Here is a 19,216-nt window from a genome sequence, read left to right as displayed (position 1 = left end):
TTTCCTTCAACTTTATAAGACACTATCAAATGACAAATGAAAATTTAATACATTATATCCATGGTATCGCTGATAACTCGATGATTTTAGGTCAGCGTATTTCAGAATTGTGCGGTCACGGGCCTACTTTGGAAACCGATATTGCATTAACAAATATAGCCTTGGATTTATTAGGGCAAACTCGAAGCTATTATCAATATGTAGCCGAATTGTCCCTAAAAGATATCACTGAAGATGATGTGGCTTTTTTAAGAAAAGAAAGAGAATATAAAAATGTCCTTTTGGTAGAACAGCCAAATACAGATTTCGCTTATGTCATTGTCCGACAGTATTTCTTTGACGTGTTTCATTATTTACTTTTAAAAGAACTAGAGAAATCCAAGAATGTCAACTTTCAAGCTATCGCTAAAAAGAGTTTAAAAGAAGTGTCCTATCACAAGCGATTTTCTGGAGATTGGTTAAAAAGGCTTGGAGATGGAACTAAAGAAAGTAAACAGAAAACACAACAGGCCGTTAATGATTTATGGGTGTTTACCGATGAATTGTTTCATATGACAAAAGATGACCAAGTTGTTGCTGATGCTGGTTTTGGAGTTGATAATTCAACGTTGAAATCTGAGTATTACACAGTGGTAAATAGTTTACTTAAAGAATGTAAACTTCAAATCCCCGAGGTAGAATATTTCCAAAAAGGAGGGAAAAAAGGAATACATTCAGAACATATGGGATATATTTTATCCGACATGCAGTTTATGCAACGCACTTACCCAGATATGAAATGGTAAGTCTTAGGTCTTAAATTGAGTTGGATACTTAAAATTAAAAGTATTGTTCCAGCAATTTTATTTATAAACTTCTAAATTCACTATAGCTTTTGACTGAAGATGTATACATAGAAGCAGAACTCTTTTCGATCCTCAAATCAGTTCCGGATCCAGAAATCCCCGTGCTTTCCATTATCGACTTAGGTGTTGTAAGGTCAGCATATTTAAAGGGGGAAAACGTTTTTGTTGAAATTACTCCCACCTACAGTGGTTGTCCTGCTATGGATGTAATAGGAGATGATATCAAAACAGAACTCAAGAAACACGGTTACATTCCAAAAGTTAAACTCATTTTATCTCCAGCTTGGACTACCGATTGGATGACCGATGAAGGAAAGCAAGCTCTAAGAGATTATGGGATAGCCCCTCCAATGGACGCCACTTCAGATAAGGAGGCTTTGTTAGGAAATAAACGGGTCATTTCTTGTCCACAGTGTGAGTCTAAGAATACAAGACTGGTGAGTCAATTTGGTTCTACAGCTTGCAAGGCCATGTTTAAATGTGAGGATTGCGAAGAGACTTTCGATTATTTCAAATGTCTAACTTAAAATAATTTGGCGGTTTCCCCTCTCATAACTATCGCTATCGGGAGGGGTCGCGCTTTCGCCCGTCGCTTTCTCATCAAAAACGAGAAGAGCTCCAACAAAGGCCTCAATCCCTAACCGAGGCTTCTCTGAAACGGCTTTTTACAAAGTTATTTAACTACAATTTTTTAAGTGACTTTCAGTTTTCTAGTTCTAAAGCTCAGCTAAAAATTCAAATTAGTTACGTCTCAATTTCGTAACTTTTCGATCTATAAATTCATAAAAAATTCTAAAATAATGGATTCCAGTATTTTACTAAATATACAAGATCAAGTCGCCTATATTAAGTTCAATAGGCCTAAGAAATACAATAGCTTCAACAGAGAAATGGCTTTCAACCTACAGAAAACTTTAGACGATTGCAGCAGCAATGATGAGGTTCGAGCTATAGTGCTTGCTGGAGAAGGCAAAGCTTTTTGTGCAGGTCAAGATTTACAAGAAATCACAGACCCCGAACAAAATCCTGGGTTTAAAAAGATCTTGGACGACCATTACAATCCGATTATCACCAGAATCAGAAATATAGAAAAGCCAGTGATCGCTGCTGTTAATGGAGTCGCCGCTGGTGCAGGAGCTAATATTGCTTTAGCCTGCGATATAGTAGTAGCCTCGGAAGAAGCAAGCTTTATACAAGCTTTTTCTAAAATTGGTTTAATTCCAGATTCAGCAGGAACATTTTTTCTACCCCGGTTAATCGGGTTTCAAAGGGCATCCGCTCTTGCAATGCTTGGGGATAAAGTAGATGCTGTGGAAGCTGAGCGCATGGGGATGATTTATAAATATTTTTCTACAGAAACCTTTCATGAGGAAGTGGAAAGTTTAGCTAAAAAAGTATCAAAGATGCCCACAAAAGCCTTGGCATACACCAAAAAAGCACTTAATAAATCTTTCAATAACACCTTAGAAGAACAATTAGCACTAGAATCGGAGTATCAAATCGCAGCCGCGTCTACAGAGGATTATGAAGAGGGAGTTGCCGCCTTTATGGAGAAACGCAAGCCTGAATTTAAAGGGAAGTAAGAATATTGAATGCTGAATAAGGAATGCTGAATAACGAATGCTGAATAACGAATGCTGAATAGAAAATAATGAATGCTGAATAGGGAATGCTGAATAGAGAATAATGAATGCCGAATATTGAATAGAGAATGCTGAATAACGAATAACGAATTTTGAATAGAGAATGCAAAATAGAGAATGCTGAATAACGAATGCTGAATAAGGAATACCTAATACAGAACTTAGAACATTGATTACTGAATGTCGAAGTGAAAAATTGACTCTTGAATAATTTTAAATATGAGTAAATACAAATATGATATTGAAAATCGTTTAATTAATTTCTCGGTAAACGTGATTCTTGTTTCTGGCAATTTGAATGGATCTTTTGCTTCTCAACACTTGGCTAAACAATTAATTAGATCAACCACATCGGCCGCTTTAAACTATGGAGAAGCGCAGAGTGCAGAATCTCCACGAGATTTTTTACATAAAATGCGTTTGTGTTTAAAAGAATTAAGGGAGTCATTAGTAAATTTAAAAATCCAAAAGGGAGCAGAATTGATTGAAAACTTTAAAAAGTTGGACGAATTATTAGAAGAAAACAATCAATTGATAGCCATATTTGTTACTAGTATTAGAACATCAGAACAAAAAAATAAATAGAATTCGATATCTAAAAATTACAAACTAATTAAAACACTCATTGAATAATTAAAACTTTATAATTGAGAATTAATTATTCGATATTCAATATTTCAGTTTATGAACATAGCTATTATAGGAAGTGGAACCATGGGAAGTGGTATTGCTCAAGTCGCTGCAACAGCTGAGTGTCGCGTAAAAATTTACGATACAAAAAAGGAAGCTTTAGAAAAGGCGAAGCAGTCTTTAGAGAAAATACTCAATCGTTTGATTGAAAAAGGACGTATAGATGACATAGAAAAAACGAGGATACAGTCCAACATCACTTATGTGGAAAGCCTAAAAGATTTATCGGATGCCGATTTAACCATCGAAGCGATCGTCGAGAATCTAGACATTAAACAAAAGGTCTTTAAAGAACTGGAGAGCTATCAATCTGACGAAGCGATAATAGCTAGTAACACCTCCTCGCTTTCCATAGCGTCTATAGCTTCTGCCTTAGAAAAACCAGAACGATGCATTGGGATTCACTTTTTTAATCCTGCTCCATTAATGCCCTTGGTAGAAGTGGTGCCAGCTGTGCAAACCTCGAGTAAGGTATTTGAAGATGTGTTTTCTATTATCGAGAGTTGGAAGAAAATAGCGGTTAAAGCAAAAGACACTCCTGGATTTATTGTGAATCGAGTGGCTAGGCCTTTTTATGGAGAAGCGCTGCGGATCTATGAAGAAGGTTTCGCAGGACTACCAGAAGGGGAAGCCGGTTTTGCAACTATAGACTGGGCTATGAAAGAGCTTGGAGGGTTTAGGATGGGGCCTTTTCAACTGATGGATTTTATTGGTAATGATGTGAACTACACCGTAACAGAAACTGTTTTTACAGCCTTTTATTACGATCCGCGTTACAAGCCCTCTTTAACACAAAAACGGTATGCTGAAGCAGGATATTTAGGTAGGAAATCTGGAAAGGGATTTTATAACTACTCAGAAAATGCTAAGAAGATACCCCCTGTAAAGGATAAAGCTCAAGGTGAAAAAATCTTTAATAGAATCCTTGTTATGCTTATTAATGAAGCTGCTGATGCCTTATCTTTAAATATTGCCACGGCTAAAGACATTGATTTGGCGATGACCAAGGGTGTTAATTATCCGAAAGGCTTACTGAGCTGGGCCAATAAAAAAAGAATCGATTGGTGCGTAGAACAGATGGATTTTCTGTATGATACGTATAGAGAAGATCGCTACAGATGTAGCCCGTTGCTTCGTCAATTAAATAAAGAAAATAAAGTGTTTGAGATCTAGGAATTTAAACATACCAATCAACTTATGAAACCAACTACCATACCTGAAAAAATGCTTTCCCAAGATGCCTTTAGTTCTTGGTTAGGCGTTGAAATTTTGGAAATTAGCCTAGGAAAATGTAAGGTAGGCTTAAAAATAAGAAGGGAAATGCTGAATTCTATGCAAAAAGCCCATGGTGGGATTACCTATTCTTTAGCAGATACAGCCTTCGGTTTTGCTGCGAATACCCACGGAAACTATGCGGTCTCTATAGAAACCTCGATTAACCATATAGAAGCCTTACATGAAAATGATTATATCACAGCAGAATCCATAGTTGAAGTGACCAAAAATAAGCTAGGATTTCACATCGTTGAACTAAAAAAAGGAGAACAAATAGTAGCCTTATTTAAGGGAGTTGTTTACAGAACTTCTAAAGAATGGGAGTAAAACATTAATAATTGAATTTACTTTTAGATAATAATAAAATATGGACGCATACATTATAGATGGCATAAGAACGCCAATAGGAAATTATAAGGGAGCCCTGTCTCCATTAAGGGTAGACGATTTAGGAGCTTTAGTTATTAAAGAAGTAGTAAAGCGGAATCCTAATATTCCCAAAAAAGCTTATGATGATGTGATTTTAGGATGTGCTAATCAAGCTGGGGAAGACAATCGAAATGTAGCTCGCATGTGTTCGCTGTTAGCTGGTTTACCTTTTACCGTTCCAGGTGAAACCGTCAACCGATTGTGTAGTAGTGGACTTTCTGCTATTATACATGCAAATAGAGCAATAAAAGCAGGAGATGGCGACCTCTTTATAGCAGGTGGTGTTGAGCATATGACTCGAGGACCCTATGCCATAACAAAACCCTCTTCGGCTTATGGAAATGATGCTAAAATGTACGACACAAGCTTTGGATGGAGATTTATCAATCCAAAAATGGAAGAGTCTTATGGGACAGATGGTATGGGCGTTACCGCAGAAAACCTTGTGGACATGCATAAAATTTCACGAGAGGACCAAGATATTTTTGCATATCGCTCTCAAATGAAGGCTACCAAAGCTCAAGAAAATGGCAGACTGTCTAAAGAAATTATTGGCGTAGAAATCCCACAACGGAAAAAAGATCCGATCTTATTTGATAAAGATGAATTTATAAAGCATCAAACCCAATTGGAGATCTTGGGTAAGTTAGGACCAGCATTCCGCAAAGGTGGAAGTGTAACGGCAGGTAATTCTTCTGGCCTTAATGATGGAGCAGCTGCTACAATTATAGCTTCAGAAAATGCTGTAAAAAAATACGGTCTTCAACCTATGGCTAAAATTTTGAGTTCTGCCGTCGTTGGTGTTGAACCAAGAATCATGGGTATTGGACCCGTGGAAGCTTCTAACAAAGCCTTGGCAAAAGCTGGTCTAAAAATGGAAGACATGGACATTATTGAGTTAAATGAAGCTTTTGCTGCGCAATCTCTAGCTTGTATAAGAGCTTGGGGCTTAAAAGATGATGATGCTAGAATTAATCCTAATGGAGGGGCAATTGCCATTGGCCACCCTCTTGGGGTAACAGGAGCCCGATTAGTCTATTCAGCAGCTTTAGAATTAAAATTAACTGGAAAAAAATATGCCCTAGTGACCATGTGTGTTGGTGTAGGACAAGGTTACGCGGCAGTAATTGAAAACGTGAGCTAAGTTTTTGTTTTAGAATATTAAATATAAAATTATTTTTGTGAGCACATTCACATCGTCATTACCTGATAAATTACTTCAGGAGCAGCTTATAGCTTCGATGGACTATAAGATGCTGAAAAATATGAGTATTGAAATGGAATTAGAAATTTACTTAGAACAATTGGACAGAGCTGTTTATCTCGATACGATAACAGGAAGTGAACAAAGCAACAGAAGACCATCTGTGATTATTTCAGGAAATTTGAAAACAGGGATCATTTGTCCTAAAATTTTAAATTGAAAAATTATCGTGGCAACCTATTTGTTTCGCCAAATAAAATCAATGGATTATCTAAGAAGTCTGAAACAATGACGGTTCATTTTCACTCTATTTCAAAAGAACGGTTTAAAAACAAACTAGGTACTTTTAATAGTGATAAATTGTCTAAAATTATTGAAAGTCTCAACAAAATCATCAAATATCAGTTTTAAACTCTTTAAAATAAACTATGCAAACCACACAAAGTTATATTCAGGGTCAATGGACACAAGGTAAAGGAGAAGGTAAGCCTATTTTTGATTCCATAACTGGAGAACATTTTACAAACATCAATGTAGATGGTTTCGATGTTCCAGAAGTCCTCGCCTATGGTAGAGAAAAAGGAGATACTTTAAGAAAGATGACCTTTCAGGAACGCGGGAATATGCTGAAGGCATTAGCATTTCATCTTCAAAAAAAGAAAAGAGTATTTTATGACTTAAGCTATAGAACAGGAGCTACCAAAATGGATTCTTGGTTCGATATCGACGGGGGTTTTGGTAATCTTTTTGCTAATGCTTCTCTGCGTAAACTGTTTCCAAATCAACCTTTTGATGTGGAAGGGGATCCTATTGATCTCTCACACGGTGGTCGTTTTATGGCCCATCATATCTTAGTACCTAAGGAAGGAGTTGCTATTCATATCAATGCCTTTAATTTCCCAGTCTGGGGTATGTTGGAGAAATGTGCGGTCAATTGGATGGCCGGCGTTCCTGCTGTAGTCCTTCCAGCACCACAGTCGGCTTATTTAACTGAAGCTGTCGTCAAAGAAATTATTGCCTCTGGAATTTTGCCAGAAGGCGGTTTACAGCTTATCAGTGGGACGGCAAAGAATATTTTGGACTCTACAGAATCTCAAGATATTGTGACCTTTACAGGCTCGGCCAAAACGGGTCGGTTACTTAAAAATCATCCTAGACTTTTAGAAGAATCTGTGCCTTTTACGATGGAAGCCGACTCTTTGAACGCTTCCGTTTTAGGGGAAGATGCTGTGCCTGGGACACCAGAATTTGATTTGTTTATTCGTGAAGTTCGAAATGAAATGACCGTAAAATGTGGTCAGAAGTGTACCGCGATACGACGTATTCTAGTTCCAGAACAACTGATAGAAGATGTGCAAATTGCTTTAGGTAAAGCCTTGGATAAAGTTACGTTAGGCGACCCCCGACTCAAAGAAGTTCGCATGGGCAGTTTAATTGATAAGAACCAAGTGGAGGCTGTTAAAAAGTCAATTTTAGAACTCTCAAAAACAGCTGAGCTCGTTTATGGTAATTTTGATGAAGCTAAAACCATTGGAGCTGATTATGCAAAAGGAGCTTTTATGAAGCCTATTTTATTAAGAGAAAATCATCCTTTTGAAAACGAAGCTGCCCATATTACAGAAGCTTTTGGTCCTGTAAGCACACTCATGCCTTATAAAACCCTGGAGGATGCTATAAAATTATCTAAAAAAGGAAAGGGCTCATTGGTCAGTTCTATCTTTACCAATAGTGACATTATTGCAAGAGACTATACCATTCAAGCAGCTTCTCATCATGGTAGAATACTGTCGATCAATAGAGAATCTGCTAAGCAAAGTACAGGTCACGGTGCACCATTACCAAATCTAGTTCACGGTGGCCCAGGTAGGGCTGGCGGTGGTGAAGAAATGGGGGGAAAGCGTGGTATTAAACATTTTATGCAGCGTTGTGCTATCCAAGGAAGTCCAACAACATTAACCGAAATCACAGGAATTTATCAACCCAAAGCTGACTATAAAGATGCTGAAAATCATCCTTTTGCTTACCATTGGGAGGATATTCAACCTGGAATGTCCCTCAAAACCCATAACCGTACTTTGACGGATACCGACATTATTAATTTTGGAAACCTCACTTGGGACCATTTCTATGCACATACAGATATTACATCTTTAGAAGGGAGCATTTTTGAGCAGCGGACTGCTCATGGTTATCTTATTATTTCTGCTGCAGCTGGATTGTTTGTATATCCTAATAAAGGACCTGTAGCAGCCAATTACGGCTTAGAGGAAATCCGATTTCTACGCCCTTTATATCATAATGATACTATTCATGTGCGCTTAACCTGTAAAGAAAAGGTGGACCGCGATCAAAAAGGAAAAGAACTACCTAGCGGTATTGTAAAATGGTACGTGGAAGTCTTCGACACAGAGGCTGTGGAAGAGGATGATAAGTTAGTGGCTATTGCTACGATTTTGACTATGGTACAGAAAAAACAAACCACTTTTTATGAAGTAGATCGATCTTTTATTGAAGATAAGTTAAGAGAGTTAGATGAATCGGCAACTGCTCAATGGGGACTGATGACGCCGCAGCATATGGTAGAACATCTCGAAATGAGTTTGCGAATCGCTACAGGTGAAATTTCTAATTTTGAAATTAACGCTCCAGAAGAACATATTGAGAAAGTTCAAGAAACCTTATACAATTACGAAAAAATGCCTAGAGGCTATAAAATGCCCTTGATGAAGAAAGATGAGTTGGAACCTTTAAAGTATGAGGGTTTATCTGAAGCTAAAATGTCTCTGCTAGAGGCTTATGATAATTTTGTAGTATTTTTTAGAGAGCATCCTAAGGCGATTACCAAAAACGCAGTCTTCGGTGAACTTACTAGTTTTGATTGGAAACTATTAAACCGCAAACACTTTAATCATCATTTTCAGCAATTTGGGTTGATATAAAAAAAAACAGATTTAGCGACCTCTAATGACGTGGCTAAATGTTAATCAGATCGTATATTAGATCAATAATAATCAGTTTTAGAAAGCATTCGAAAACGATTGAGAAATAAAAAAAATATGACTAAACCATACGTAAAAAAAGATATTAAGGATAAAATTGCAACTATTGAATTTTTTCATCCAGCTCACAATTCCTTGCCTAGTGATATTTTGGCCAAATTGGCAAGTACCATCACAGACGCAGGTAAAGACGATGAGGTTTTAGTACTCATTTTAAAATCTGGGGGTAATCGTACTTTTTGTGCTGGAGCAAGCTTTAAAGAGCTAATTTCCATCAATGATGAAGTGACAGGTGAAACCTTTTTTAGTGGATTTGCCAATGTGATCAATGCGATGCGAAAGTGTCCAAAATTTATTATTGGTCGCGTGCAAGGTAAAACTGTTGGTGGTGGGGTTGGATTAGCCTCAGCTATGGATTACTGCATGGCCACGCAGCATTCGGCAATCAAACTCAGTGAATTAAATTTAGGCATTGGACCTTTTGTCGTTGGACCTGCAGTAGAACGCAAACTTGGTGTAAGTGGAATGTCACAAATAGCTATCGATGCCAATTCTTTTTATTCAGCAGAATGGGCAAATCAAAAAGGATTATTTGCAAAGGTTTTTGATACTACTGAAGAGTTGGATCTCGCCGTAGAAGAGTTTGCTAAAAACGTGTGTGAATATAATCCAGAGGCGGTAAAACATATGAAGCAAATGTTTTGGCGAGGGACTGAAGATTGGGATGAACTTCTTCTGGAACGTGCGAAAATAAGTGGTAAGCTAGTATTGAGTTCGTTTACTAAGGAGAAATTGAAGAGGTTTGAGTAGTAATCATCCGCGAAAGCGGTTGTCCACCTCCACCTAAGACTAAGCTATAAGACTCTAAATTGATTGATAGGATGAATCATTACGTTTACATCATGACAAATAAAAACAACAGAGTTATTTATATTGGTGTGACCAATAATTTAGATGAACGAGTTAAGGAGCATAAATCTAGAACCTATCCAAATTCTTTTACATCACGTTACAATTGTGATAAGTTAGTTTATTTTGAAGAATTCGAAAAAAGTGATGAGGCATGTAAAAGAGAGCGAAGATTTAAAAAATGGAATAGAGCTTGGAAAATAGATTTAATTGAAGAAATGAATCCTAATTGGTTTGACTTATCTGATAATTGGAACTTAGACTTTTCTATATCTAGGTTGAGAAAATGAATTTTAATTATGCGGAACGAGATTTCCGCTTAAGCGGAAATAAGTGGTAAGTTAGTATTGAGTTCGTTTACTAAGGAGAAATTGAAGAGGTTTGAATAGTAATCATCCGCGAAGGCGGTTGTCCACCTCCACCTAAGACTAAGCTATAAGACTCTAAATTGATTGATAGGATGAATCATTACGTTTACATCATGACAAATAAAAACAACAGAGTTATTTATATTGGTGTGACCAATAATTTAGATGAACGAGTTAAGGAGCATAAATCTAGAACCTATCCAAATTCTTTTACATCACGTTACAATTGTGATAAGTTAGTTTATTTTGAAGAATTCGAAAAAAGTGATGAGGCATGTAAAAGAGAGCGAAGATTTAAAAAATGGAATAGAGCTTGGAAAATAGATTTAATTGAAGAAATGAATCCTAATTGGTTTGACTTATCTGATAATTGGAACTTAGACTTTTCTAAATCTAGGTTGAGAAAATGAATTTTAATTATGCGGAACGAGATTTCCGCTTAAGCGGAAATATATGATTTACAAATTCAAAAATCACACCCCTATTGTTCACGAATCGAGTTTCGTGCATCCACAGGCTGCAGTCACAGGTAATGTGATCATAGGAAAAGACTGTTATATTGGTCCGGGAGCTGCTATTCGTGGAGATTGGGGGGAGATAATTCTAGAGGATGGAGTTAATGTGCAGGAGAATTGTACGGTTCACATGTTCCCAGGTAAATGCATTACCTTAAAAAAAGGAGCACATGTAGGTCATGGTGCAATCATCCATGGCGCAAATTTAGGAGAAAACTGTATGATAGGTATGAATGCTGTGATTATGGATGATTCTGAAATTGGTGAGGAGTGCATTGTTGGAGCTTTGGCATTTGTAAAAGCAGAATCCAAGATTCCTAAACGCAGTTTGTTGGTGGGGAATCCTGCAAAAATCATAAAAGAAGTCTCAGAAGATATGATCGCATGGAAAACTGCTGGAACCAGATTATATCAACGTTTGCCAGCAGACTGTCATGAAAGTTTAGAAGAAGTGGAACCGCTTAGAGAGATTCCCAAACACCGTCCAAAGCAAGAGAATTTCTACAAGACGCTTGAGGAATTTCGGAAGAAAGAGTAACATGAACTAATAGATCTTGGATCAGTAAGATTCAATTCTACACAAAAAAGATTATGAGTAGCAAAGTAAAAACAGAATTCAAACTTCCTAAAATGGGAGAAAGCATTACTGAAGGCACAATTCTAAATTGGATAGTAAGTGAAGGGGAAAGTTTTCAAGAAGGAGATGTTTTAGTAGAGGTGGGGACAGATAAAGTGGATAATGAAGTTCCAGCTCCATTTTCTGGAACTCTAATTGAAACCAAATATGGAGCTAATGATATCGCCAAAATTGGTGAGGTGATCGCCATTTTAGAAGAAACCAGTGTTTCTGAAACACGTGGTAATTCTTCTGAAGAAAAAATCGAAAATCAAGATACCCCTACCGCTAAAAAGCCAACCAAACCTTCACCACCACAGCCTGCTTTAAAAACGTCTAAAAATCCATCTCTAACTGAAAATAAACCTTGGACGCCAAGTTCAAGAGGTCATCATTTTTATTCTCCTCTGGTTGAAAAAATTGCAAAAGAACATCATATCAGCTATGAGGAGTTAGCCCGCATTCCAGCATCAGGGAAGAAGGATCGACTTCAGAAGTCAGATATTTTTAAATATATCGAAGATGGTCGTCCGGCCCAATTCGCTCAAAACCAAGTCGAAAAGTCCCCTGGATTTCAAGTTCCCGACTTAAAATTTGATAAAGGAAAAGGCAAGCTCGTGGAGATGGATCGCATGCGTCAAATGATTGCAGACCACATGGTCTATTCAAAGCATACTTCTCCCCATGTTACTGCTTATGTGGAAGCAGACATGACTAATTTGGTAAACTGGAGGAATGCCAATAAAAAAGAATTCCAAGAGAAAACAGGAGAAAAATTAACCTTTACGCCCTTATTTATTCAGGCCGTGACCAAAGCTATTCAGGATTTTCCCATGATTAATTCTTCACTAGATGGTAAAAACATCATAGTGAAAGAGGATATTCATATCGGGATGGCCACGGCTTTACCGAGCGGTAATCTAATAGTACCGGTAGTAAGACATTCAGATCAAAAAGATTTAGAAGCCTTGGCGAAAAATGTGAATGCACTCGCTAGGAAAGCAAGAGATAATAAGTTGACCAGTGAAGAAACCAAAGGCAGTACGTTCACAATTTCTAATGTAGGGACCTTTGGAAGCTTGATGGGAACTCCGATTATCAATCAGCCTGAAGCAGCGATTTTAGCGACAGGTATTATCAAAAAGAGAGCTGAAGTGATAGAGTATGAGGATGGTGATAAAATTGAAATCAGGCAGATGATGTATTTGTCCTTATCGTTTGATCATAGAATAGTAGACGGATTTTTAGCTGGTAGCTTCTTAAGACGAATTGCAGATTATCTTGAAGAAAAAAGAGAGACTCAATGTTAATTAAGAATTTTAAATTAAAAATTTTTAATGAAAAAAAATATAGTAAAAGATAAAAGCTTTGATTTCTCTTTGAAAATTATTCTGCTCTTCAGAACAATGCAAGATCAGAATGAATTTATAATTTCAAAGCAGATTCTACGATGTGGAACAAGTATTGGGGCTAATATAGCTGAGTCAGAAGCAGCTCAAAGTCTTAGTGATTTTATTCACAAATTATCAATTTCATCTAAAGAAGCTAGAGAAACTCTCTACTGGCTTCAGCTTTTAGATAAAAGCAAATTAGTTGTTATTGATTTAAAAACTCACCTTGAAGATTGTGAAGAAATAGTTCGTTTATTGACCTCAATTATTAAGACAACAAAATCTAAATTATAGATTAAAAATTTGTAATTAAAAATTCTTACGATGAAATTAAAAAAAGATATATTCAAAAAAGCCTTCAACAATTTAGTCACTGCGAAAGCCTTGACAGAATTATACGAAGAGAACTTTAAAGTGGTTTCCAAATATGTACATGCGACTTCTCGTGGTCATGAAGTGATTCAAACTGCGGTAGGTATGCAATTACAGCCTCAAGATTATATATACCCATACTATCGCGACGATTCCATTTTATTGGCCATTGGCATGCAGCCTAAAGATTTGATGTTGCAACTTTTAGCGAAAAAAGAGGATCCCTTTTCAGCAGGACGAACCTATTATTCTCATCCTAGTTTGAACGATGCGGATAAGCCTAAAATTCCACATCAAAGTTCGGCAACCGGGATGCAAGCGATTCCCGCGACTGGTGCTGCTATGGGATTTTGGTATAAAGAACACAAAGACTCTAAGTTTGATATTCAGAATTCAGAATCTCCTGTGGTTGTTTGTTCTTTGGGAGATGCCTCGGTCACGGAAGGCGAAATAGCAGAGGCTTTTCAAATGGCTGCTCTTAAGCAGCTGCCTATCATTTATTTAGTACAAGATAATGGTTGGGATATTTCAGCAAATGCCGAAGAGACTAGAGCTCAAGATGCCTTTGAATATGCCAAAGGATTTCATGGACTCGAAGCTATTAGTATTGATGGCACTGACTTTATAGAGTCCTACACAGAATTTGAAAAAGTACTCAACACCGTAAGGAAAGAACGGAGACCCTTCTTAGTTCATGCTAAATGTCCTTTACTTAATCACCATACCTCGGGGGTGAGAATGGAATTTTACAGAGATGATCTAGAAGAATCTAAAATGAGAGATCCATATCCAAAACTTAAAAAACAACTCTTAGAAAATGGGTTTACTGAAGGTGAACTTGACGCTATTGAAAAAGCAGCTAAAGCTGAAGTCGCTAAAGACTATCAAGAGGCTTTGCTAGCAGAAGATCCTAAGCCAGAGGATTTATTTACTCACGATTTTGCACCGACACCCATTACAGAAGAAAAGGGGAATCGCTCTCCAGAAGGTGGAGAAAAAGTGGTCATGGTAGATTGTGCTTTGTTTGCTATTAAGGAGCTTATGAACCAACATCCAGAATGCTTACTTTATGGACAAGATGTTGGGGGTAGGCTAGGAGGAGTCTTTCGTGAAGCCGCTACTTTAGCACAAAAATTTGGAGATCATCGCGTCTTCAATACCCCCATACAAGAGGCTTTTATTGTCGGCTCTACAGTAGGCATGTCTGCGGTAGGTTTAAAGCCTATTGTAGAAGTTCAATTTGCAGATTACATCTGGCCTGGGTTAAACCAATTATTTACTGAGGTGAGTCGCAGTTGCTATCTTTCTAATGGAAAGTGGCCCGTTTCTATGATTCTCCGTGTGCCAATTGGTGCTTATGGTAGTGGAGGACCTTATCATTCTTCTTCCGTTGAAAGTGTGATTACCAATATCCGTGGATTAAAAATTGCTTATCCAAGTAATGGTGCAGACCTAAAAGGATTGATGAAAGCGGCTTATCATGATCCAAACCCTGTAGTCATTTTTGAGCATAAAGGTCTTTACTGGAGTAAGGTGCCCGGAACTAAAGGAGCCACAAGCATAGAGCCTGCAGAAGATTACGTATTACCTTTTGGAAAAGCTTGGGTGTTACAGGAAATTTGGCCTCAGGACGATGATGAGACTATGAGTATCATCACTTATGGAATGGGAGTTCATTGGGCGATGAATGCCTCTCAGGAACTTGGACTTCAGGACAAAATTGAAATTGTAGATTTAAGAACACTGCATCCTTTAGACGAAGAAGCGATTATGAAGTCTGTCAAAAAATGTAAGAAGTGTTTGGTGGTCACTGAAGAACCTTCAGAAAACACATTTGCCAGAGCCTTAAGCGGTAAAATTCAAGAACAGTGTTTTCAGTATCTGGATGCACCTGTTATGACAATTGGGTCTGAAAACATGCCTGCTATTCCACTGAATTCAACTTTAGAACAAACGATGATTCCGAGTACAGAAAAAGTAAAAGTTAAAATACAGGAACTTTTAAGCTATTAGGAAGTGAATGCAATAAAAGAAATACCCTGTGGTTAGCCTTGGGTATTTCTTTTACACTATGCTTTTGGATTATCCTTCTACTATAATGTTTTCAGCTTCAACACCAAGCGCTTTCAAATCGCTAACAACGCTCTCAATCATAGGATCTGGACCACACACATAGAATTTTTGGTTTAAATTAATAATATGTTGTTTTAGAAAACTTTGATCGATACGTCCATTTGCAAAGTCCTCTGTTTTTTCACCAGATAAAATGTTTATAAAACGATCGCCAAGCATTTCTTTAAGTTCATCTTTTAAGATGATGTCTTTACTGGTTTTGTTTGCGAAAATCAATTTATTAGTTTCATTGCCTCCATTTCGCTGGCGGTCTCTTAGAATAGCGATAAGAGGAGTAAGTCCAGCTCCACCTGCAATAAAAGTTCCTTCACCTCTAAAGTAAATATTTCCAAAGATTTCATTTTGTAATAATTTGTCACCACTCTTTAAGTCGACTAGTTTATCTGTGACTCCTTCGTGGCCTGTATAGGTTTTAATGACAAATTCGAGATGAGAATCATCTGGTAGACTAGTAAAGGTAAAAGGTCTGCCTTCATCTTTCCAATTCTCTTTTTTTATAAAAAGTTCTGTAGCTTGTCCTGGCTTAAACTCAAGGCCTTCAGGTTTACTGGTTCTGATTTGTAAAACATCAGGAGTAATTTTTTCAATTGTCTTAATTTCTAAAGTATTCATTTTTACCTTAATTTATAAAAGTTATAGGTTTTATTAATATCGATTAAGAGAATTATGCTTTTTTTTTAACACTTTAATTTTTTTCAATCAGTAATGCCAATTTAGTTTTTAAATGTTGCATTAAAAATTTGAATTATTTTTTACTTAATTGAGGAAAAAAATATAAGCATAGCAATAGTTATGGTTTTATTTTATGACGATTAATAAGTGAAAAAGAAACTGATTTTATACGACATTTGAATGCTAAATTGGTATAATATGGTTTGGATTCAACTCGGCTTATTTTAATGCTTCTTTTTGATACTTTCATTTTATGTTTTTTTCGTGCCAGACAAATCTTCAAATTTGAAAAGGAACATTCTTCAAGTGGAGTAGATTGTGATAGGGATAAAAAAAATATTGAACCAATCGAAGTGATGTACAGATAAAATTATCATTAGATGATTTGGTTTTCGTAAATTATTTAAAAATAGAAAGGAATGAATCAAGACTTTTGGTGAGAGGTAAAAAATAGATTTGTGAATTTCATAACCCAAATCAGACTTAACCTTCTTTACGCGTTTGTTGCTTTGGTGCTTGGTATTTTTGCAATTAAATTTATAATGCGTCTTTTGAAACGCGTTCTAAGAAAATCCAATGTTGAGTTATACCAATTTAGTTTTTAAATGTTGCATTAAAAATTTGAATTATACCACGAGGTAGCTCAGCACTAGTTACGATTCTATTTTATGACTATTAGTAAGTAAAAAAGAAGCTGATGTTATGCTAAATTTGAATGCTAAATTTGTGTAATAAAGAGTTGCATTTTGCAATTGATTTAAATTAAAAAGCGAACCTCAAAAAGAGGCTCGCTTTAAACTTTATGGTATACTCAACGCTAAATACATTGAGTATATAAAAAACTATTATTTCAACTGTTCAGCAAAAAATCCCATCATAGCGGTATATAAATCCATGCGATTTTCTTCTTTTGCAAAACCGTGGCCTTCATCATATTTTACCATGTAAGGCACATCAACACCTTTATCCCGAAGGCTTTTTACAATCTGGTCACTCTCATCAATGTTTACACGAGGATCATTGGCTCCTTGGACTACAAATAAGGGTTTTTTGATTTTATCGATATGAAAAGCTGGCGATACTTCAGTCATTATTTCTTTTTCTTCTGGAACTTCTGCATCATACCACACTGCTTTTAGAATAGGCAAATAAGGTGCCCAATAAGCAGGTATAGTTTCCATAAAAGTAAACAGATTAGAAACGCCTACATAATCTACACCACAAGCATATAAGTCTGGTGTTTTGGTAAGTCCGCGTAACACAGCATAACCACCATGACTGCCTCCGTAGATTGCCGCTTTTTCTTTGTCTACCCAGCCTTTGTCTACAACGTATTGTAATCCGTCTTCCACATCATCCATAGCTTTACGGCCAATTTCTTTAAAACCACTGCGTAAAAACTCCTTACCATAACCTCCGCTTATTCTGAAATTAACATGCAATGTGGCATAACCACGACTGGCAAATAACTGCGCCTCTGGGTTAAAGCCCCATGAATCTCTAATGCCTTGCGGGCCACCATGCGGATTAACGATAACTGGAACCTTTTGTCCTTTTACAGCTTCTTTGGGAAGAGTTATATACCCATGAAGTTGAATTCCATCGCGACTTTTAAAAGAAATAGGACGCATTTCTGACATGTCGTTCTCTTTCAATTGAGGCATTAAATCAAATAACAGTTTTATTTCATCTTTAGTGACATCGTATGAATAGTACTTACCATACAACTTATCACTAGTGACATAAATTAAATATTGACTTTCATCATCGGTTCTATCAGACAAGTAAAAATTATAACCCGGAAATTCCTTTTCTAGCTTTTTATGTAGTTTTTTGTAATATTGACTAACAGGAATGATTTCGTCTTTTTCACCTTCATAACTAAAATAATCGAGCTCCCAATTCCTATTTCTAGATATAGATGCACCTGATACATCGTAATTTTTATTAGAGAATAGTTTTTCAACAACCTCATTTTTAGCTAAATCGTATTTATAAATTTCTGTTTTATCCGAATTTAGATTAGAGACCATATAGGCGTCATGTTCATTTTCTGAAGCATAATCAAAACTGATGATAGAAAAAGTATCATCCCATTTTGTAGTTTTCATCAATTTATAATCTCCGGGTTCTACAGCATAATAAAATTCTGAATTTATGCCATCTTTAAGACGGGCAAAACCTCGTAAATTTCCATCTTTATCAAATTCATAACCCATTATAGGATTCGTTATATCGGTATTCTCATACAACTGCTCCAATTCGCCTGTAGCAATATTGATCTTATAAGGATCAAAAACTTGAGCATTATTTTTATTCATGGAAATCACCATGTGATTTTTATCCTCTTTTAGTAATGCCAAAATTTCAACTTTTACACCATCATAAGGAGTTAATTCTTTTTGATTATTTCCATCAATATCGACTGCAAATAAATGGTAATCTTCATTACCACCTTTATCCATAATGTATATTAAACGCTTGTCATTTGCCCAGCCATAACCACGTATGAGTTCCTCTGCTTCTGTAATAACACGCTGAACATCGTTGGTTTTAATGTTTTTGACATAGACATGGTTTTTAAGATTATCATCTTTCTCACGGTAACTCAAATACGTTCCATCTGGAGAAAGTTGAAATTCTGATGACGCTGGTTTAGCAAAATAATCAGCCACAGAATAGTTATAATCTCCTGTTTCTTTATTAGCCAAAGCTTCCATTTCTTCCTCAGAACTTGGCAAAGAAGTATCACCAGGTTTTTCTAATTCACCTTTGGTGAGTGTTAGAGGCATATCCATTCCACTTTGTTTAAAATTCCCTGTCATACTATCTCCGTTTACTTCTGCGGTGTATTCAATCTGTCCACCCATTAATGAAAGTGAAAGTTGTGTACCCTCAAGACTTACTTTTTCAACAGGTAAATCTGTAGCACCTTGAGATGGACTATCCATCGTTGCTGTGAGGTTATCATCATTTCCAGAGAAATGAATAACCAAAGGGATTTCTTGCCCCATGGCGTTGAGCTTACCGCTCCAATCTCCATTTATAGTTTGTCCATTGACCATTGTTAAAGACAAAGATAATAGAATAACTAGAGAAATTCTGTTTATGTACATGATTGCTAGTTTTAAGTTATTCTTAATAAGACGTATAAA

Annotated in this window: 20 protein-coding genes; 18 read left to right on the top strand and 2 right to left on the bottom strand. The window is 36.5% G+C overall.

Annotated features, from left to right (window positions below):
- The first annotated feature begins 29 nt into the window (after nt 1-29).
- The 17 genes from paaC to P700755_RS03660 all read left to right on the top strand — a co-directional run bounded on the left by paaC (nt 30) and on the right by P700755_RS03660 (nt 15,269).
- A complete protein-coding gene (gene paaC, locus P700755_RS03735; protein ID WP_015023415.1) occupies nt 30-785 on the top strand; it encodes a 1,2-phenylacetyl-CoA epoxidase subunit PaaC in 756 nt (251 codons plus the stop codon).
- 89 nt (nt 786-874) lie between these two features.
- Nucleotides 875-1,372: a 1,2-phenylacetyl-CoA epoxidase subunit PaaD gene (paaD, locus tag P700755_RS03730; RefSeq protein WP_015023414.1), complete on the top strand. Its 498-nt coding sequence runs from the start codon at nt 875-877 to the stop codon at nt 1,370-1,372.
- 273 nt (nt 1,373-1,645) lie between these two features.
- Nucleotides 1,646-2,428 carry an enoyl-CoA hydratase-related protein gene (locus P700755_RS03725; RefSeq protein ID WP_015023413.1) on the top strand — a complete coding sequence of 261 codons (783 nt, stop codon included), beginning with the start codon at nt 1,646-1,648 and terminating at the stop codon, nt 2,426-2,428.
- A 279-nt stretch (nt 2,429-2,707) separates the two neighbouring features.
- A complete protein-coding gene (locus P700755_RS03720) occupies nt 2,708-3,073 on the top strand; it encodes a four helix bundle protein (protein WP_015023412.1) in 366 nt (121 codons plus the stop codon).
- A gap of 99 nt (nt 3,074-3,172) precedes the next feature.
- The gene (locus tag P700755_RS03715) at nt 3,173-4,351 is read left to right on the top strand and encodes a 3-hydroxyacyl-CoA dehydrogenase NAD-binding domain-containing protein (RefSeq protein ID WP_015023411.1); all 1,179 of its coding nucleotides are present in this window, start codon (nt 3,173-3,175) and stop codon (nt 4,349-4,351) included.
- Between the two features lie 24 nt (nt 4,352-4,375).
- On the top strand, nt 4,376-4,780 hold the full coding sequence (locus P700755_RS03710) for a PaaI family thioesterase (RefSeq protein ID WP_015023410.1): 405 nt from the start codon (nt 4,376-4,378) through the stop codon (nt 4,778-4,780).
- A gap of 40 nt (nt 4,781-4,820) precedes the next feature.
- Nucleotides 4,821-6,026: a 3-oxoadipyl-CoA thiolase gene (locus P700755_RS03705; RefSeq protein WP_015023409.1), complete on the top strand. Its 1,206-nt coding sequence runs from the start codon at nt 4,821-4,823 to the stop codon at nt 6,024-6,026.
- Between the two features lie 37 nt (nt 6,027-6,063).
- Complete coding sequence (locus P700755_RS20390; RefSeq protein ID WP_211206093.1) at nt 6,064-6,306, top strand: CopG family transcriptional regulator; 243 nt, start codon at nt 6,064-6,066, stop codon at nt 6,304-6,306.
- Nucleotides 6,303-6,497, top strand: a complete 195-nt coding sequence (locus P700755_RS20385) for a hypothetical protein (protein ID WP_051007924.1) — start codon at nt 6,303-6,305, stop codon at nt 6,495-6,497. Before P700755_RS20390 ends, P700755_RS20385 begins: the two co-directional genes overlap by 4 nt.
- A gap of 17 nt (nt 6,498-6,514) precedes the next feature.
- Nucleotides 6,515-9,025, top strand: coding sequence for a phenylacetic acid degradation bifunctional protein PaaZ (paaZ, locus tag P700755_RS03695; protein ID WP_015023408.1), 2,511 nt, complete (start codon nt 6,515-6,517; stop codon nt 9,023-9,025).
- Between the two features lie 117 nt (nt 9,026-9,142).
- Entirely contained in the window at nt 9,143-9,895 is a 753-nt protein-coding gene (locus tag P700755_RS03690; protein WP_015023407.1) for an enoyl-CoA hydratase/isomerase family protein, read from the top strand.
- Nucleotides 9,896-9,966: 71 nt separating this feature from the next.
- Nucleotides 9,967-10,284, top strand: a complete 318-nt coding sequence (locus tag P700755_RS03685) for a GIY-YIG nuclease family protein (RefSeq protein WP_015023406.1) — start codon at nt 9,967-9,969, stop codon at nt 10,282-10,284.
- A gap of 170 nt (nt 10,285-10,454) precedes the next feature.
- The gene (locus P700755_RS03680; RefSeq protein WP_015023405.1) at nt 10,455-10,772 is read left to right on the top strand and encodes a GIY-YIG nuclease family protein; all 318 of its coding nucleotides are present in this window, start codon (nt 10,455-10,457) and stop codon (nt 10,770-10,772) included.
- A 43-nt stretch (nt 10,773-10,815) separates the two neighbouring features.
- Nucleotides 10,816-11,415 carry an acyltransferase gene (locus P700755_RS03675; RefSeq protein ID WP_015023404.1) on the top strand — a complete coding sequence of 200 codons (600 nt, stop codon included), beginning with the start codon at nt 10,816-10,818 and terminating at the stop codon, nt 11,413-11,415.
- A gap of 53 nt (nt 11,416-11,468) precedes the next feature.
- Nucleotides 11,469-12,803: a dihydrolipoamide acetyltransferase family protein gene (locus P700755_RS03670; protein ID WP_015023403.1), complete on the top strand. Its 1,335-nt coding sequence runs from the start codon at nt 11,469-11,471 to the stop codon at nt 12,801-12,803.
- A 27-nt stretch (nt 12,804-12,830) separates the two neighbouring features.
- The gene (locus P700755_RS03665; RefSeq protein ID WP_015023402.1) at nt 12,831-13,178 is read left to right on the top strand and encodes a four helix bundle protein; all 348 of its coding nucleotides are present in this window, start codon (nt 12,831-12,833) and stop codon (nt 13,176-13,178) included.
- Nucleotides 13,179-13,208: 30 nt separating this feature from the next.
- Nucleotides 13,209-15,269: an alpha-ketoacid dehydrogenase subunit alpha/beta gene (locus P700755_RS03660; RefSeq protein ID WP_015023401.1), complete on the top strand. Its 2,061-nt coding sequence runs from the start codon at nt 13,209-13,211 to the stop codon at nt 15,267-15,269.
- 69 nt (nt 15,270-15,338) lie between these two features.
- Here P700755_RS03660 and P700755_RS03655 read toward each other — a convergent pair whose 3' ends face one another.
- Nucleotides 15,339-16,001, bottom strand: a complete 663-nt coding sequence (locus tag P700755_RS03655; protein WP_015023400.1) for a ferredoxin reductase domain-containing protein — start codon at nt 15,999-16,001, stop codon at nt 15,339-15,341.
- A gap of 518 nt (nt 16,002-16,519) precedes the next feature.
- Between P700755_RS03655 and P700755_RS21180 the strand changes: the two genes are divergently transcribed.
- The gene (locus P700755_RS21180) at nt 16,520-16,666 is read left to right on the top strand and encodes a mechanosensitive ion channel family protein (RefSeq protein ID WP_157609244.1); all 147 of its coding nucleotides are present in this window, start codon (nt 16,520-16,522) and stop codon (nt 16,664-16,666) included.
- A 240-nt stretch (nt 16,667-16,906) separates the two neighbouring features.
- Here P700755_RS21180 and P700755_RS03650 read toward each other — a convergent pair whose 3' ends face one another.
- On the bottom strand, nt 16,907-19,177 hold the full coding sequence (locus P700755_RS03650) for a S9 family peptidase (RefSeq protein WP_015023398.1): 2,271 nt from the start codon (nt 19,175-19,177) through the stop codon (nt 16,907-16,909).
- Between the last annotated feature and the right edge of the window lie 39 nt (nt 19,178-19,216).

This window comes from Psychroflexus torquis ATCC 700755, from assembly GCF_000153485.2.
GTDB lineage: Bacteria > Bacteroidota > Bacteroidia > Flavobacteriales > Flavobacteriaceae > Psychroflexus > Psychroflexus torquis.
This window is presented reverse-complemented; position numbering and strand designations above follow the sequence as displayed.